Origin of the sequence: Bradyrhizobium sp. LA2.1 (genome assembly GCF_040547725.1) — a bacterium.
In the GTDB taxonomy this organism is placed as follows: Bacteria; Pseudomonadota; Alphaproteobacteria; order Rhizobiales; family Xanthobacteraceae; genus Bradyrhizobium; species Bradyrhizobium barranii.
Genome location: NZ_JBEPQI010000009.1, coordinates 191,935 through 207,224, shown reverse-complemented (window position 1 = coordinate 207,224; position 15,290 = coordinate 191,935). Strand labels below are relative to the sequence as shown.

At 64.0% G+C, this 15,290-nt stretch carries 14 protein-coding genes; 4 read left to right on the top strand and 10 right to left on the bottom strand.

Annotated elements, in window-relative coordinates; all coding sequences use genetic code 11:
* Positions 1 to 3 precede the first annotated feature (3 nt).
* The 8 genes from ABIB95_RS19860 to ABIB95_RS19825 all read right to left on the bottom strand — a co-directional run bounded on the left by ABIB95_RS19860 (position 4) and on the right by ABIB95_RS19825 (position 8,927).
* On the bottom strand, positions 4 to 960 hold the full coding sequence (locus ABIB95_RS19860; RefSeq protein ID WP_354241384.1) for a homocysteine S-methyltransferase family protein: 957 nt from the start codon (positions 958 to 960) through the stop codon (positions 4 to 6).
* Between the two features lie 104 nt (positions 961 to 1,064).
* The gene (locus ABIB95_RS19855; RefSeq protein ID WP_354241382.1) at positions 1,065 to 2,822 is read right to left on the bottom strand and encodes an alkaline phosphatase; all 1,758 of its coding nucleotides are present in this window, start codon (positions 2,820 to 2,822) and stop codon (positions 1,065 to 1,067) included.
* 163 nt (positions 2,823 to 2,985) lie between these two features.
* Complete coding sequence (gene argG / locus ABIB95_RS19850) at positions 2,986 to 4,323, bottom strand: argininosuccinate synthase (protein WP_354241380.1); 1,338 nt, start codon at positions 4,321 to 4,323, stop codon at positions 2,986 to 2,988.
* Between the two features lie 93 nt (positions 4,324 to 4,416).
* The gene (locus ABIB95_RS19845) at positions 4,417 to 5,193 is read right to left on the bottom strand and encodes a phosphatase PAP2 family protein (protein WP_354241378.1); all 777 of its coding nucleotides are present in this window, start codon (positions 5,191 to 5,193) and stop codon (positions 4,417 to 4,419) included.
* 56 nt (positions 5,194 to 5,249) lie between these two features.
* Positions 5,250 to 5,744, bottom strand: coding sequence for a hypothetical protein (locus tag ABIB95_RS19840; protein WP_063980357.1), 495 nt, complete (start codon positions 5,742 to 5,744; stop codon positions 5,250 to 5,252).
* Between the two features lie 169 nt (positions 5,745 to 5,913).
* Entirely contained in the window at positions 5,914 to 7,116 is a 1,203-nt protein-coding gene (gene rlmN / locus ABIB95_RS19835) for a dual-specificity RNA methyltransferase RlmN (RefSeq protein WP_166106230.1), read from the bottom strand.
* Between the two features lie 218 nt (positions 7,117 to 7,334).
* Positions 7,335 to 7,982: an invasion associated locus B family protein gene (locus ABIB95_RS19830; protein ID WP_354241375.1), complete on the bottom strand. Its 648-nt coding sequence runs from the start codon at positions 7,980 to 7,982 to the stop codon at positions 7,335 to 7,337.
* 105 nt (positions 7,983 to 8,087) lie between these two features.
* On the bottom strand, positions 8,088 to 8,927 hold the full coding sequence (locus tag ABIB95_RS19825) for an SDR family oxidoreductase (protein ID WP_354241373.1): 840 nt from the start codon (positions 8,925 to 8,927) through the stop codon (positions 8,088 to 8,090).
* A gap of 234 nt (positions 8,928 to 9,161) precedes the next feature.
* Between ABIB95_RS19825 and ABIB95_RS19820 the strand changes: the two genes are divergently transcribed.
* From ABIB95_RS19820 to ABIB95_RS19810, 3 genes are all read left to right on the top strand, one after another.
* A complete protein-coding gene (locus tag ABIB95_RS19820; RefSeq protein ID WP_354241370.1) occupies positions 9,162 to 10,136 on the top strand; it encodes an NADPH:quinone oxidoreductase family protein in 975 nt (324 codons plus the stop codon).
* A 395-nt stretch (positions 10,137 to 10,531) separates the two neighbouring features.
* Positions 10,532 to 11,380, top strand: coding sequence for a hypothetical protein (locus ABIB95_RS19815; protein WP_354241368.1), 849 nt, complete (start codon positions 10,532 to 10,534; stop codon positions 11,378 to 11,380).
* 18 nt (positions 11,381 to 11,398) lie between these two features.
* Positions 11,399 to 12,553 carry a TAXI family TRAP transporter solute-binding subunit gene (locus ABIB95_RS19810; protein ID WP_071908696.1) on the top strand — a complete coding sequence of 385 codons (1,155 nt, stop codon included), beginning with the start codon at positions 11,399 to 11,401 and terminating at the stop codon, positions 12,551 to 12,553.
* A gap of 253 nt (positions 12,554 to 12,806) precedes the next feature.
* On the opposite strand, the gene ABIB95_RS19805 is transcribed toward ABIB95_RS19810, so the two are convergent.
* Both ABIB95_RS19805 and ABIB95_RS19800 read right to left on the bottom strand, forming a co-directional pair.
* Complete coding sequence (locus ABIB95_RS19805) at positions 12,807 to 13,190, bottom strand: YkvA family protein (RefSeq protein WP_071908697.1); 384 nt, start codon at positions 13,188 to 13,190, stop codon at positions 12,807 to 12,809.
* Between the two features lie 90 nt (positions 13,191 to 13,280).
* A complete protein-coding gene (locus tag ABIB95_RS19800) occupies positions 13,281 to 13,583 on the bottom strand; it encodes a 4a-hydroxytetrahydrobiopterin dehydratase (RefSeq protein WP_028152804.1) in 303 nt (100 codons plus the stop codon).
* Positions 13,584 to 13,734: 151 nt separating this feature from the next.
* Here ABIB95_RS19800 and ABIB95_RS19795 point away from each other — a divergent pair, with 151 nt between their 5' ends.
* Positions 13,735 to 15,180: a TAXI family TRAP transporter solute-binding subunit gene (locus ABIB95_RS19795; RefSeq protein ID WP_081369102.1), complete on the top strand. Its 1,446-nt coding sequence runs from the start codon at positions 13,735 to 13,737 to the stop codon at positions 15,178 to 15,180.
* The last annotated feature ends 110 nt before the right edge of the window (positions 15,181 to 15,290 follow it).

The following is a 15,290-nucleotide window of genomic DNA, read 5'->3' as shown; positions in this document are numbered from 1 at the left end:
GGATCAGGCGCCCGCTGCCTGAAGCGGCACGCAGGCAGCGCAGATGGCTGCGGCATGCCTGTGATCGGTGCCGCAGCAGCCGCCGAGCAGTTGCATGCGCGGGAATGCCCGCCTGAGCGCCACATAACGGCGGCCGAGATCGGCGGGATCGCCGCTGTCGAGCACCTCGGACTCATCGAGCTCGGCATGACTCTTGGCCGACGCATTGGCCCTGACGCCATGAATGCGTTCGACCCATGGCTCGCCGGCTTGGAGGGCACTCTCGAAATGGGTCGGATGAGCGCAGTTGATCAGGAAATATTCGCAAGCACGTTCCGTCGCACGATCGACGGTTTCGATCGCCTCCCGCAGGGTCTCTCCCCTGATCAGGCAACCGTCAGTTTCGACCGTGAAGGAGATGGCAACCGGGATCGCGTGCATCTTTGCAGCGCGCACCACGCCGATGGCTTCATTGACGCTGTTCAGCGTGAACGCGGTCACCATGTCGGCGCCGGCCTCGGCGAAGGAGGCGATCTGGGACGAATGATAGTCCATCGCCTCCGTCGCATCCATGTTGCCGGCCTTGTAGCCGTCGCCCCGCGGACCGATCGCACCGTTGATCACACAGGGCAGGCCGGAGGTCTCCCATGTGCCGCGCAATTCCTCAAGAAAACGAATTGCCCGCATGTTGATCGCCGTGAGCGCGTCCATATCGTAGCCGAGCTTGACACCCCAATCAGGATTGGCGCGCCAGGTCGGACTATCGAGCACGAAGCCGAGCCCGTGCTGACGCGCGATCGCAAGATAGGCCTCGTAATACTGCCTCAGATGGGAGCGGCCGGCCTCGCTCTCGAGCAACACGAAGGCAGCGAAGTGAGGAAGCTCCAGACCTTTGTGAAAGATCAGGGTGGTCTCCATGCCGCCGTCGGTCAGGAAGATGCCGCCGCGGCGCTGAGGCAGATTGTCTCTGTACTTCGCCATTGGTCGCTCCGTCGCTGCGAGGCCCCACTCATTCGGTCGTTTCAACCTCCTTCCGGTCTCATGCGAGATGGTGCCGCATAATGTCGCGCGGTACGCGACTGCTCCTACTGCGCTGCGGCGAGTCCAAGCGCATCGACCATCACGCGAAACACCTCGGTGTTGTCCATCGAGCCGTGCACGCGCTCGCTGCCCGGCCCGGTCGCCGTCAGGATGACGTCCTCGCCCGAATGCACGCTGGCGCCGATCATCGCCGACAGATTGCCCGGGCGCAGCACCGCGCCGGGGACGTCCTTGTATTTGTCGTTGGCCTTGAAGGTCCCGTCGTCACCGGCCTTGACGGTCGGCTCGTTGGGATTGTCGAGCTTCGGCCGGAACGTCTCGTAGTGATCGGGCAGGCTGGCCGAGAAGATGGCGAGCCGGCGGCTCACATCAACGCGTGACGGATAGCCCTCCGCATCCGGCGCCGGATAATTGGGAAATCCGGCCTGTTCGTAGACGCCGACGCGCTCGCGCAAGGGAACGTTGGGCGTCGTGCCCATATCGTCATTCACCGTGCCGACAAGGCTGTTGGGATGATTGTGGTCCGCCAAGACCAGGATGAGGGTGTCGTCGCCGCGCGCCCGTGCCCATTCGCGCGTCTGGCGCACCGCATTGTCGAGCATGATCGTATCGTAGACGGCGCGCTCCATGTCGAGGACATGCGCGTATTTGTCGATCAGTCCGGATTCGACCATCAGGAAGAAGCCGGTCTCGTTCTTCGAGAGCATGTTCAGCGCCGCCCGCACCTGCTCGGTCAAATCAGGTTGCTCGGGAAATTTCTTCACGCCGCCGCCCTTGAGGAATTTGCGGTCGAGCACGCCATCCATGTTGCCGGTCGCGAACAGGCCGAGCAGCTTGCTTGTCTCCGGCTTTGCGGCAGAAGCGCCGAGCTCGCTCGCAGTCGTCGCGACCTGATAGCCTCCTTCGCGGAACTTCGCGATGTAGTCGGCTTCGTCCTTGCGTTTGGAGCCGGCCGCGGATTTTGGAAGAAAATTCGCGCTGCCGCCGCCCATCAGCACATCCGGCTTTGCCGCGAAGAACTGCTCGACGATCTCGTCATAGGCGGCGCGCCGGCGGGTGTGCGCAACCATCGCGGCCGGCGTCGCGTCTTCGATCTCGGTGTTGGTGACGACACCGATCGCCATGCCGTGCCGCCGCCTGGCAAGACTCGTGATGGTTTCGACGCGGGGATCGTCGAACGGGCTTGCGGTGCGGTCCGCGTAAACACCCAGGGCGTTGACGGCGCTCTTGTGGCCGGTCGCATAGGCGCTGGCCGAATTCGCGGAGTCCGTGATGATCGAGTCCGAGCCGGCGGTCGCCACCAGCGCCATATGGGGCATGTCGTCGATCGCGAGCTTGCCGCGGCTCTTGCCTTCCGCAATCCCCTTGGACAGGATTCGCGCTGCGACCCGATGCGCCGGCGACATGCCGTCGCCGATGAACAGGATGACGTTCTTCGCCTTGCGCGGACCCGTGTCGTAAACCGTCCATGCGACGCTGCGCTGCTGCGTGCCGTCGCTGACATCCACCGTGACGGTGCCGGGCTTGGCCAGCGTGACGTCGCGCAAGATCAGCGCCGACTGGTCCTTGCCGTCCTCGCGATCGATGAAGGTCCCGCTACGTCCGAACGCGGCAGCATAGTCCGTACCGTTCACGGTCACCTTCAGCCTGGCCGGATCGACCGGCCCGGGAAACTCGACCTTGAAGTCGAACCGGGCGCCGGCCAGGATCTCGGCACGATCGATCGGATAGATCGTCTGCGCCGACAGCGACGTTGTCCAACAGAGGACGATGAGTGAGGCGAGTGCCGACCCCTTGACCATGCTCGATGCTCCGCAATCCCGTTCACAACAGGAGCGGAACCCTAGCGGTCGCGCATGACATCGTCATTAAGCGCGTAGCCCGGATGGAGCGAAGCGCAATCCGGGAATCTAGCGGCTGGACGAGAGGCCCCGGATTTCGCTTCGCTCCATCCGGGCTACAAGATCAACCCTTGTCGCTCTCGAGCTTGAAGATCTGCGAGCCTTCGCTGCCCGACAGCAGGCCGGTATCCGTGTAGAGCTTCAGCTTGGTGCGCGTGTCAGCGATGTCGAGATTGCGCATGGTGAGCTGGCCGATGCGGTCGGCCGGCGTGAATGCTGCGTCTTCGACCTTCTCCATGCTGAGCCGCTCCGGCGCATAGGTGAGGTTCGGGCTCTCGGTGTTGAGGATCGAATAGTCGTTGCCGCGGCGTAGCTCCAGCGTCACCTCGCCGGTGACGGCGCGCGCGACCCAGCGCTGCGCGGTCTCGCGCAGCATCAGGGCCTGCGAATCGAACCAGCGGCCCTGATAGAGCAGGCGTCCCAAGCGCATGCCGCTGATGCGGTACTGCTCGATGGTGTCCTCGTTGTGGATGCCGGTGACGAGGCGCTCATAGGCGATGTGCAGCAGCGCCATGCCGGGCGCCTCGTAGATGCCGCGGCTCTTCGCCTCGATGATGCGGTTCTCGATCTGGTCGCTCATGCCGAGTCCGTGGCGGCCGCCGATCGCATTGGCTTCGAGGAACAATGCGACGGGATCAGAGAAGGTCTGGCCGTTCAGCGCCGTGGGCTGGCCTTCCTCGAAACGCACGACGACCTTCTCGGCCTTGACGTTGCAGTCGTCACGCCAGAACGGCACGCCCATGATGGGGGTGACGATCTTGATGCCGCTGTCGAGGCTTTCGAGATCCTTCGCTTCGTGCGTGGCGCCAAGCAGATTGCTGTCGGTCGAGTACGCCTTCTCCGCGCTCATCTTGTAGGCAAAGCCCTGCGCGGTCATGAACGCGGACATTTCGGCGCGGCCGCCGAGCTCGTCGATGAACTGCTGGTCGAGCCAGGGCTTGTAGATGCGCAAGGATGGATTGGTCAGCAGGCCGTAGCGGTAGAAGCGCTCGATGTCGTTGCCCTTGAAGGTCGAGCCGTCGCCCCAGATGTTGACGCCGTCTTCCTTCATCGCCGCGACCAGCATCGTGCCGGTGACGGCGCGCCCGAGCGGCGTGGTGTTGAAATAGGTGATGCCGCCGGTCGAGATGTGGAAGGCGCCCGACTGGATCGCGGCGATGCCTTCGTGGACGAGCTGCGTGCGGCAGTCGACCAGCACCGCCTTCTCGGCACCGAACGCCTCGGCCTTGCGCGGGATCTCGTTGTAGTCGGCTTCATCGGGCTGGCCGAGATTGGCCGTGTAGGCGTAGCAGCGCGCGCCCTTCTGCTTCATCCAGAGCAGCGCCGCGCTGGTATCGAGACCGCCCGAAAAAGCGATGCCGACTTTCTCACCCTTGGGCAGGCTTTTCAGGATCGTGGTCATGGGGCTTCCAATCGGGTCTCAAGGGGCGGATGGCGTTCGTGGGTTGACCGCGCGAATATCAAATTTCGCGCGCCTCGGCACGCATTTAATGGCTCAAATCGACGGCTCGGGGCCTGTCTTGCGGCCGAACAGGCGCTGGCGGAGCCGGTAGGCGGGCATGTTCAGCCGGGTCAGGGCGGCATCGACCGCCTCGTCCGAGAACCGGGTCCGCGGCCAGCGGTAAATCAGCGCGTAGGCGAACCAGATCACGACGAAGGTGACGAGGCCGGCGATCGAGACATCGGTGAAGAAGTGGCCGCCGAAGGCCATCCGCAGCCCGCTGGTGACCATGCCGAACACAACCGCACCGGCATAGGCGAGCGGCCGCCATGCCGGCGGCGCCAGCGCAGCCGGCGCCAGCGTCCAGAACGCGGTCGCGCCCTCGCCCGAGAAGAACGAGCAGTTGCGCGCGCAATCGCCGCGCGGATCCCACCACGGCACGAATTGCTGCTCGCCGGCAAACTCAGTCACCACCACCGGACGCGGCCGTCCCCAATAGGTCTTGAAGGTGAGATTGGTGAGGATGCCTGCCGACATGATGATGGTGACCAGCAGGAATACGATCGCGCGCCCCGATACCATCAGCGGCCGGTCGGGTCGGATCATCTTGACCACAAGCGCGACCAGCGGCGGCAGCACGAATGCCCAGGCGACCCACATGGCGGCGTCGCGCGCGACGCCCGCCCACTCATTCAGCTTGAGCGGAAACGTCTTCGTCTCGGGGTCGAAGAACAGTGCGGCGAGCTTGAGATCGAGCTCGGGATAGAGGCCGAAAACGACGCCGATCACAAGCCACAGCGCCAGGGCGATGAAGAGTCCAGTCCGGTTCATGCGCGCGGTTTAGCGGAGCGGGGAGGAGATGGAAACCCCGGAGGAAGGCAAGAAAATCACCGCGCATCCGGCCTTGAATTCGACGGGAGCGGCGGAGGCGGCTTGTGCGGGGGCGGCGGATTGCGCCAGGCGCCGGCATTGCGGCCGGCAATCAGCCAGTAGACCACGCCGGAGACGATGCCCGCGCCTGTCATGATCTCCAGATGCCGCCGCACGATGCCTTCGAACTGGAGTGTATCGGAGTGGAAGGGGATGAGGCCGAGATAGCAGGCTAGGCCAACTACGCCGCCACCCACGGCATAAGCGAGCGCGCTGCGGATATAGAGCGCTTCGGTGATCGCGACGATCACCGCCGCCGGAACCAGCGCAAAGCCCGAGACGAAGATGAAGCCGAAGCCGAGCAGAATGTCGATCGCGCCCTGGTCGACCGGACCGGCGCCGAGATCGGCAAACTCCGGAAACAACAGCGCGACGACCACGATCATCCCGCCGACGAAACAGGCGGCGAGAAAGCCAATGAAGATAACGATGAGGCGGCCGATCAGGGACATGACAGAAATGCCAATTCCGCCGTCATTGCGAGGAGCCACCCGGTCCCGCCTTCGGCGGGCCGGATGACAGGCTCCACGACGAAGCAATCCAGACTGTCTCAACGGAAAGATTCTGGATTGCTTCGCTGCGCTCGCAATGACGAGGATGCGAGAGCGAAGGCATGAACTATCAATCCGTCATCGCCATGGCGCGCAGCGCCTGGCGTTCGCGGGCCGAGAGCTTTTCGGTCTCCGACTTGAGCTGGCCGCAAGCGGCGAGGATATCGCGGCCGCGCGGGGTGCGCACCGGCGAGGAATAGCCGGCGTTGAAGATGTATTCGGAGAATTTCTCGATCTGATCCCAGTCCGAACATTCATAGGCCGTGCCGGGCCAGGGATTGAACGGGATCAGATTGATCTTGGCGTGGATGCCCTTGAGCAGCTTCACCAGCAGCTTCGCATCGTCGAGCGAATCGTTGACGCCCTTGAGCATCACATATTCGAAGGTGATGCGGCGCGCGTTGGAGGCGCCGGGATAGTCGCGGCAGGCCTGCAGCAGCTCCTTGATCGGATATTTGCGGTTGAGCGGCACCAGCTCGTTGCGCAGCTCGTCGCGCACCGCATGCAGCGAGATCGCGAGCATGACGCCAATCTCGTCGCCCGCGCGCACGATGTTCGGCACCACGCCCGAGGTCGACAGCGTGATGCGGCGACGGGAGATGCCGATGCCTTCATTGTCGCCGACGATGAGCAGCGCGTCGCGCACCGCGTCGAAATTGTAGAGCGGCTCGCCCATGCCCATCATCACGATGTTGGTGACGCGACGCGTGCCGTCCTCGCGATCGGCCCAGTCATTGAGGCGGTCGCGCGCAACCATCACCTGTCCGACGATCTCGCCGGCGGTGAGATTGCGCACCAGCCGTTGCGTGCCGGTGTGACAGAAGGAGCAGTTCAGCGTGCAGCCGACCTGGGAGGAGACGCAAAGCGTGCCGCGATCGGTCTCGGGGATGTAGACGCACTCGACTTCATGGGCACGCTCGACATTGTCGCCGCTCGGCAGCCGCAGCAGCCATTTGCGGGTGCCGTCGTTGGAGATCTGCTCGGCCACGACTTCGGGACGGTCGACCGTAAAATGCTGCACGAGCTCGGCGCGAATGCCCTTCGAGATCGACGTCATATCGTCGAAGCTTTGGGCGCCGCGGAAATAGAGCCAGTGCCACAGCTGCTGGACGCGCATCTTGCGCTGCGCGGGCGCGACGCCGATCTCGCCGAGGCGGTCGGCAAGCTCGCTGCGCGACAGGCCGATCAGCGAGGGCCTGGCCGGCGGCACATAGGTTTCGAGCGGAGTCTTCTCCACCAGTATTGCGTTGTGCGGCTCGGTCGTCGGTTGCATTGGTTGCCTGATATCTCTCGTCATGCCCGGGCTTGTCCCGGGCATCCACGTTCTGTTCCACCCGTTGCTAGCGCGTGGATGGCCGGGACATCTGGTGCGAAGACGCGCTTCGCGCTTTAGCCCGGCCATGACGGCTACACCTTTGGGATACCCTTATATAGCAACCGGAACCGCCGATTGCGACCGTGATGCCGCCCTCAGGCTTAACGCCGGCAGTCCTACCGCCTGCAATCCTGGGCGATCCGGTCGAGCGCCTGGGCGAGGCCCTTCAGCGAAAACGTATCGGTCGTCTCCGTTCCCTTGGCCGAGACACCCTTGACCACGAGATCGGCGGATTTGCGCATGGCTTCGACCATCCGCTCTTCCTCGGCCGCGTTCTTGATCCAGAGGCCGTCGCCCTGCGTGTACATCGCGAAAGCGGCGCCGCCGACCTCGACCGAGGATTCCGAGCCCGGCTTCAGCGCATAGCCGATCATGACCGAGACTTCGTTGTTCACCTTTTCCGCCGGCCGGGTCGAAACGAAGGCATAGGCGGGATCGCGCGGGCGGTTCGGCGGGTTGGTCTTCGACGACGACGGCTTGGCCAGCGCGAAGCAGACCTTCTTGCCGTTGGGTGTGGCCGAATAGGCGCCCCAGGTGCCGAACTGGCCGATCAGGGTCGGCTCCGCGCCGCCCGCAACCGCCGTGGCTGGAGCCAACGGCTTGCTCTCGGGCTTTGCTGCGGTCTTTGGGGCTGTATTGGCCGCCGGTGCAGCCGCCTTTGGCGCGGCTTTGGGCGCCGGTTGCGTCGTCTGCGCCCGCGCGGAATCGGTGATTCCCACGGCCATAACGCCCGTCATCAAGGCTAAAATCAGCACCCGCCACATGCTGGAGTGGTTCCCTCAATATTGTGACTGGAAGATGGCCCGGCCGCGCTTTGTCCCCCGGCAGGGATAACCGGGAAAGTCCAATTTGGGAAGGCAGTTAGCGGCTCAGCCTTTGGATCGCGCAGCGCGCTGCTCGGCCCATTGGGCGTCGGTCCAGCGCAACAAATCCTCGGCGCCGGAGCTGCGCAAATGCGCGCCACCGTCGATCACGACCATCTCGCCATTGATGTAACCGGCACGGTCCGAGACCAGGAAGCTGGCGAGGTCGGCGAGCTCGCTATGTTCGCCGGTGCGCCCCATCGGGTTCCGGGCGGTCCAGCCTTCGTCGCGGCCCTCAGGACGGAGCTGCCCCAAGGCGCCAGCGGTTGGGAACGGGCCCGGGGCGATCGCGACGGTGCGGATGCCCTTCGGGCCCCACTCGACCGCGAGACTCCTGGTCATCGCCAGCACCGCCGACTTCGCCATCGCCGAGGGAACCGTGAAGGCGCGGCCGGTGATGGTGGAGGTCGAGAGGATCGAGAGCACGACACCGCCATGCTTGCCGTCGATCCAGCGCTTGCCGGCGGCGAGCGTGCAATACATCGCGCCATGCAGCGTCGGCGCGAGGATCGCGTCGGCGGCGCGAAACGACAGATGCTCGCTCTGCGCGATGAAGGTTGCGGCAGCGTTGTTGACGAGAATATCGAGCGGCGCCTCGCGCCAGATCGCGTCCATCATGCTCTCGACGGCCGCGCCGTCGCGAATATCGCAAGCCATCGTCGTGACCTTGCCGCCGGTCTGCGCGCGCATCTCGCTCGCCGTCGCTTCCAGCCGGTCGAGCTTGCGGCCGCAGATCACGAGCTCGGCGCCAAGCGCGAGAAAGCGACGTCCCATCGCGGCGCCAAGGCCGGAGCCGCCGCCGGTGACGAGGATGCGCTTATCCCTGAGCAGACCCGTTTCAAACATCGTTTGAATCCTCTTTTTCTTCTTGCTTCGTCATTGCGAGCGCAGCGAAGCAATCCAGACTATTTCCGCAGGACGGATTCTGGATTGCTTCGCTGCGCTCGCAATGACGCGAGGATAGGCCTGCGCATCCTCTTGCGCAAAGAAACCGGATTGTCGGACCGCACTAAATCCGGCAGAAACGGACCAACTATAATTCCGCCTCGAAACGCCCAGTATTCTCAAGAAGGTGCCGCCATGAAAGCCATCCTCTGCTCGCAATATTGCCAGCCCGACGATCTCGTGCTTGCCGACGTGCCGGATCCGGTGGCAGCTCCCGGCGAAGCGGTGATCGCGATCAAGGCGGCGGCGCTGAACTTCTTCGACATCCTGATGATTCAGGGCAAGTACCAGATCAAGCCGCCGTTCCCGTTCTCGCCCGCCGCCGAAGTCGCCGGCGTGATCGAGAGCATCGGTCCCGGCGTGACTGATCTGAAGGTCGGCGATCGCGTCGTTGCGTCTTGCGGCCACAACGGCGCGCGCGAAAAGATCGCGCTGCCGGCGGCATCAATCGTCAAGATTCCCGACAATCTCGACTATGACCGCGCGGCCGGCATCATCATCATCTACGGCACCGCGCTGCATGCGCTGGAAGACCGCGCGAGCCCGAAGCCGGGCGAGACGCTCGCGGTGCTGGGCGCAGCCGGCGGCACCGGCTTGGCTGCCTGCGAGCTCGGCAAGCTGATGGGCCTGAAGGTGATCGCCTGCGCCTCGTCGGACGAGAAGCTCGAATTCGCGAAAGCGCATGGCGCCGAGCTGACGCTCAACTACGGCAAGGAAGATCTGAAAGAAGGCCTGCGAAAACTCACCGGCGGCAAGGGCGTCGACATCATCTTCGATCCGGTTGGTGGCGCCTATGCCGAGCAGGCACTGCGCTCGATCGCCTGGGAAGGCCGCTTCCTGGTGATCGGTTTTGCCGCCGGCGACATTCCGAAGATGCCGCTGAACCTCGCGCTGCTGAAGGGCTGCGACATCCGCGGCGTGTTCTGGGGCGCGTGGACCCGGCTGAACCCGGCCAAGAACCGCGCCAATCTCGAGAAGCTCGTGAAGTGGACCGCGGAAGGAAAGATTTCCTCGCATGTCGACCGCACCTTCCCGCTGGCACAAACCGCCGACGCACTGAAGGTTCTGGCGGGACGCCAGGCCATGGGCAAGGTGATCCTGCATCCGTGATGGTGTGAGCCGCAGCGCTTGCCTGCCACACGCACTCGCCACATATGCGACCGTCGTCGCCCGCCTTCTGCGCAATTGCGTACTGAGGCGGGCGGTCCAGATTTCAGAGACGCCAGAGATTTCAGCCGAGACGCCGCGGCCCACTGGATGCCCCGGGGTCAAAGTCAGCGGAGTCTAGGAAAACCTTCCTCAACCATCACCGCCAAAATCGTGGTGCATTCCTCCGCTCCGCCTCAATCAAACCCAAATATTTCCTAATTCGCGCAAACCGTCGTCGTTTTTTGGGCTGATTCCAACTGCGTTTTACCGGTTCCATTTGCGGGACACTTTGGACAAAAGCAAGAAGACTTAAGCCGAATTGCCCCTGCGTTGCGTTGGTAATGGGGAGCATGACCATGGAGACGACGGCACATCGCCCGTCGAAGGAGTCGAAGGCGTTCGACTCCGATCGAGCCACATCACATCCGCCGACCGCGTCCTTTATCCGTGCGCGCGCCGCGCGGGCAGATCTTTCGCAGGACGATCCAATTCCACTCTTCCTGTCCGATCCGCTCGGTGCGCCGGACCCACGCGAATATGAGCCCATTGAGGTGCGCTCCAGAATTGTCCCACGTGTTCTCGCGGCCGTTCTGACGGCATCCACCTTGGCAGTTCTGGTCACACTGTATCAGTCCGACTTTCGCGGCCTCTTCGCCGCCAATGCCGTTAGCTGGATGGGCATCGCGCCGGAGCAAGCCATGGCGTCGGCCAACACGCCGGCCATGACGCAGAGCTCGCTGAAGGATTCGGACCGCGCGACCAACACGAGGCTGGCGAGCGCCGACACGCAGGTTCCTCCTGCACCGTCAACGCCGAGCCGCGAAGCGATCGCGACCGCCTATCAGACGGCGCTGCAAGCCCAGGCACCCACACCTGCGCCCGCACCCGTCGCGGCGCCGCCGGCGCCCACTCCGCCCGCCAAGACGCTCGATGCCGACACGCTGGCCGGGCTGATGACACGCGCGAAGAGCCTGTTGAGGATCGGCGATATTGTTGCAGCCCGCCTGCTGCTCGAGCGCGCGGCCAATGCACAGGATGCAACGGCCGCGTTTCTGCTGGCGCAGACCTATGACCCGGCCGTGCTGGGCACCAGCGACGCGCGGAGCATCGCCGGCGACGCGACCGTCGCGCGTGACTGGTACCAGAAGGCCGCGGCACTCGGATCGGCGGAGGCGCGGCAGCGCCTCGCTCAGCTTCAGAACTAGAACTTTTCAGAGGGTATCATGCGTAACGCTTTGGGAATGGCGGTTGCCGCCATCATGACGATTTGCGCCTTCGCGGCACGCGCCGAGCAGACCGAGTACGATCCGGCCAAGGTCTCGGACGGCCTGAAGGCCATCTTCCAGTTCGGCTCGACCTCGACCAAGCAGTCGCTGAACGCCAATACGGTCACGCTGATCACCGGCACGATCGGCGGCACCTACGTGCAGTTCGGCGCCGACCTCGCCTCCGTGCTCGACGACGGCAACAAGATCCGCGTGCTGCCAATCGTCGGCCGCGGCTCGGTGCAGAGCGTCGCCGACATTCTGTTCCTGCAAGGCGTCGATCTCGGCATCGTGAGGGCGGATACGCTCGACTATCTCGAGCGCAAGGGCTTTGCCAAGGACATCAAGAAGCAGTTCACCTATGTGACCAAGCTCTACAATGAAGAGATGCAGGTGATCGCGCCGAAATCGGTCGCGACGCTGAAGGATCTCGAGGGCAAGAAGGTCAGCGTCGATCTGCCCAATGGCGGGACCTTCGTCACCGCGCTGACGGTGTTCGAGCGGCTCGGGATCAAGGCGAACTTCGTCTATGTCGAGCAGCGCATCGCGATGGAGAAGCTGAAAGCCGGCGAGATCGACGCAGTCATCGTGGTCGGCGGCAAGCCCTACAAGTCAGTGTCGACCTTCAGCAATGACGGCCGCTTCCACCTCGCGGGGGTCGACTATGCAAAGCCGCTGCAGAGCGACTATCTGCCGGCGACGCTGACCGCCAAGGACTATCCGAACCTGATCAAGGAAGGCGATACCGTGGACACCATCGCGGTGCCGGCGGTGCTCGCGGCCTACAACTGGGCGCCCAACACCGACCGTTACCGTAAGCTTGCGCTGTTCGTGGATGCGTTCTTCACGAAATTCCCGACCCTGCAGAACCCGCCTTTCCATCCCAAGTGGAAGGAAGTCTCGCTCCCGGCACCTCTGACGGGCTGGAACAGATTGCCGGTGGCGCAGCAATGGCTCGACAAGCACGGCGTCGAACCGGTGACCCGGGAGCGCTTCGAGGCGTTCCTCAAGCAGAACCCCGCGGCCCAGAAGGTGTCCGACGCAGACAGGGAAGCGCTGTTCAAGCAATTCCAGGCGTGGGACGCGGGGAACGCGCGGGCGGAGAAGAAGTAACGAGCGGCATTGCGGCCGATGGTGTCGCAAGCGGCACCCACACTCTCGCTGTCATCGCCCGGCTTGACCGGGCGATCCAGTACTCCGTGACGTCAGTGATTGAATCGAGAGGCCGCGGCGTACTGGATTCCCCGCCTGCCGCCTACGCTAAAGCTTCGGCTGCCCTGGACCGCAACCCCGGCGAAGCCTTGGCGTGGCCGGGTCGCGGGGAATGACAGCGGTGGGCGTGGCTACGGCGTGTAGCCAACAACGCCTACTGCGCCGCGTCCGCACCATCCACCCCGCGCTTCAGCACGGCGCGGGCGGCTTCGCGGTGCTCCGTCGTGATGTGGCTGGCGACCATGCGGATGGCGGTGGCGAGCACGGCGGCGTCATCGGTGAAGCCGAGGATCGGCATCACGTCGGGGACGAAATCGAACGGCAGGATGAAATAGGCGATCGCTCCGAGCAGCGACGCCTGGACATGGCGCGGCGTCTGCCGGTCGAACGCACAGTAATAAGCCGCGAGCAGGTCTTCCGCGAACGGCAATTGCACGGCGACACGCTTCAGCTTGCGCCAGAAACGGCGGCGCACGCTCTCATGATCCTCCGCGAGCCGATCGGCCGGCTCGAAGCCGACGCTGTGTTCGGCAGCCATGTTCGAGAAACTCCCCGTTCAGCCAGGGCGGCAGATGGCCGCATCTCCTGCTGATCACAACATGGGGATGCAGCCGATCCTCGCAAGGTGTCAGGTAGCTGTCAGCTTGGCGATCGTGTTCATCGTCCTGGCGAGCTCGATGTCGAGCTTGGTGACGCCGCCGGCGTCATGAGTCGACAGCACCACCTCCACCGTCTTGTAGACGTTGCGCCATTCGGGGTGGTGATCCATTTTCTCGGCAACCAGCGCCGCGCGGGTCATGAACCCGAACGCCTCGTTGAAATCCTTGAAGACAAAGGTCTTCCCGATGGCGTCGCGGCCCTGAACCTCGGTCCAGCCCGGTATGGCGCCCAGTGCCTGCTTGCGTGCTTCCGGCGTCAGCCGCTCTGCCATGATCGCCTCCATTTTCAGGGGAACTTTACCCTAACACCGTGCATATGGCCCCGGTTCAGACCGGATTTCGTCCATCCGCTAACCATGACGGAGATGTAACCCCGCGGGACAAGAAATTTGCTATGATTACAGGTGTAAATCGCCGGCCAAGATGAAACTGAGCCTCAAGCGCCTGTTTGGGAGATCGATGACCGGGGGATTGGACCTGGCCGAAGCGCCCACCCCGCCTTCGCCGCGATCAGCGGCGCGGAAGACGGCGCTCGTGTCTCTGGCGCTGGTGCTTGCGATCATCGGCGCGCTCGTCGGCGGATACTATTTCGCGATGCGGCCGGTGACGTTGAAGATCGCGGTCGGTCCGGCCAATAGCGACGACCTCAAGGTGGTGCAGGCGCTGACGCAGGCTTTCGCGCAGCACAAGAGCTTTGTGCGGCTACGCCCGATCCAGACCGACGGCGCCACCGCCAGCGCCGATGCGCTCGCGGAAAACAAGGTCGATCTCGCCATCGTGCGCGGCGACGTCGACGTGCCGAAGAACGCGCAAGCCGTCGCGACCCTGCGCAAGAACGTCGTGGTGCTGTGGTCCGTGCCCGGCAAGGGCAAAAGGAAGGGCGCGAAGATCACCAAGATCGCGCAGCTCGCCGGCCATCGCGTCGGGGTGATCGGCCGAACCCAGGCCAACGTCAATTTGCTCAAGGTGATCCTCCAGCAATACGGGGTCGATCCCGCCAAGGTCGAGGTCATACAGTTCCCGGCCAATGAAGCCGCCGAGGCGATCAAGGCCCAGAAGGCCGATGCCTATCTCGCAGCCGGCCCCGTCAACAGCAAGATCACCTCGGATGCGATCGCGGCTTCCGCCAAGGACAGCGGCACGCCGACGTTCCTCGCGATCGATTCCGCGGACGCGATCGCGCAAAACCATCCCGTTTACGAAGCATCGGAGATTCCCGCCGGCACCTATGGCGGCTCGCCCGATCGCCCCGATGACGAGGTCAAGACCATCAGCTTCTCGCACCACATCGTGGCGCGCAAAGGTGTGTCCGATACCACCATCGCAGCGTTCACGCGCCAGCTCTTCGCCGTGCGCCAGCAACTGGTGGCGGAATTCCCGATGGCGGCGAAGATCGAGACGCCCGACACCGACAAGGATGCGGTGATCCCCGTGCATCCGGGCGCCGCCGCCTTCGTCGACGGCGAGGAAAAGACCTTCCTCGACAAATACAGCGATTACATCTGGTGGACCCTGATGGCGCTCTCGGCGATGGGCTCGATCGGCGCCTGGTTCGCGGGCTACCTCAAGAAGGACGAGCGCGACAACAACAGCCATTTGCGCGACCGCCTGTTCGACCTGATCGCGGCGGCGCGCAAGAGCGAGACGACCGACGAGCTCGACCAGATGCAAACCGAGGCTGACGAAATCCTGCGCGACACGCTGCGCTGCTTCGATCACGGCGCGATCGAAGAGGGCGGGCTCACCGCCATCAACATCGTGCTCGACCAGTTCCACGCCGCCGTCGCCGACCGCAAGGCCGTGCTGTTTGCCATGCCGCAAAGCCTGCAGCGCGCAGGCGCGCAATTCAGGGCCGCCGGCAACGCGTAAACGCTTGCCGCGTTATTGCTGCGTCATACTGTCTCAGTATAGCTTTCGCTGTCATTCCGGAGCGCGCGCAGCGCGAGTCCGGAATCTCGGGATTCCGGGTCCGGTCGTTC

Coding starts and splice junctions, on each gene's coding strand:
- ABIB95_RS19860 (WP_354241384.1), bottom strand. CDS start 960: ATGGCGAAGTACAGAGACAATCTGCCTCAGCGCCGCGGCGGCATCTTC.
- ABIB95_RS19855 (WP_354241382.1), bottom strand. CDS start 2,822: ATGGTCAAGGGGTCGGCACTCGCCTCACTCATCGTCCTCTGTTGGACA.
- argG (WP_354241380.1), bottom strand. CDS start 4,323: ATGACCACGATCCTGAAAAGCCTGCCCAAGGGTGAGAAAGTCGGCATC.
- ABIB95_RS19845 (WP_354241378.1), bottom strand. CDS start 5,193: ATGAACCGGACTGGACTCTTCATCGCCCTGGCGCTGTGGCTTGTGATC.
- ABIB95_RS19840 (WP_063980357.1), bottom strand. CDS start 5,744: ATGTCCCTGATCGGCCGCCTCATCGTTATCTTCATTGGCTTTCTCGCC.
- rlmN (WP_166106230.1), bottom strand. CDS start 7,116: ATGCAACCGACGACCGAGCCGCACAACGCAATACTGGTGGAGAAGACT.
- ABIB95_RS19830 (WP_354241375.1), bottom strand. CDS start 7,982: ATGTGGCGGGTGCTGATTTTAGCCTTGATGACGGGCGTTATGGCCGTG.
- ABIB95_RS19825 (WP_354241373.1), bottom strand. CDS start 8,927: ATGTTTGAAACGGGTCTGCTCAGGGATAAGCGCATCCTCGTCACCGGC.
- ABIB95_RS19820 (WP_354241370.1), top strand. CDS start 9,162: ATGAAAGCCATCCTCTGCTCGCAATATTGCCAGCCCGACGATCTCGTG.
- ABIB95_RS19815 (WP_354241368.1), top strand. CDS start 10,532: ATGGAGACGACGGCACATCGCCCGTCGAAGGAGTCGAAGGCGTTCGAC.
- ABIB95_RS19810 (WP_071908696.1), top strand. CDS start 11,399: ATGCGTAACGCTTTGGGAATGGCGGTTGCCGCCATCATGACGATTTGC.
- ABIB95_RS19805 (WP_071908697.1), bottom strand. CDS start 13,190: ATGGCTGCCGAACACAGCGTCGGCTTCGAGCCGGCCGATCGGCTCGCG.
- ABIB95_RS19800 (WP_028152804.1), bottom strand. CDS start 13,583: ATGGCAGAGCGGCTGACGCCGGAAGCACGCAAGCAGGCACTGGGCGCC.
- ABIB95_RS19795 (WP_081369102.1), top strand. CDS start 13,735: ATGAAACTGAGCCTCAAGCGCCTGTTTGGGAGATCGATGACCGGGGGA.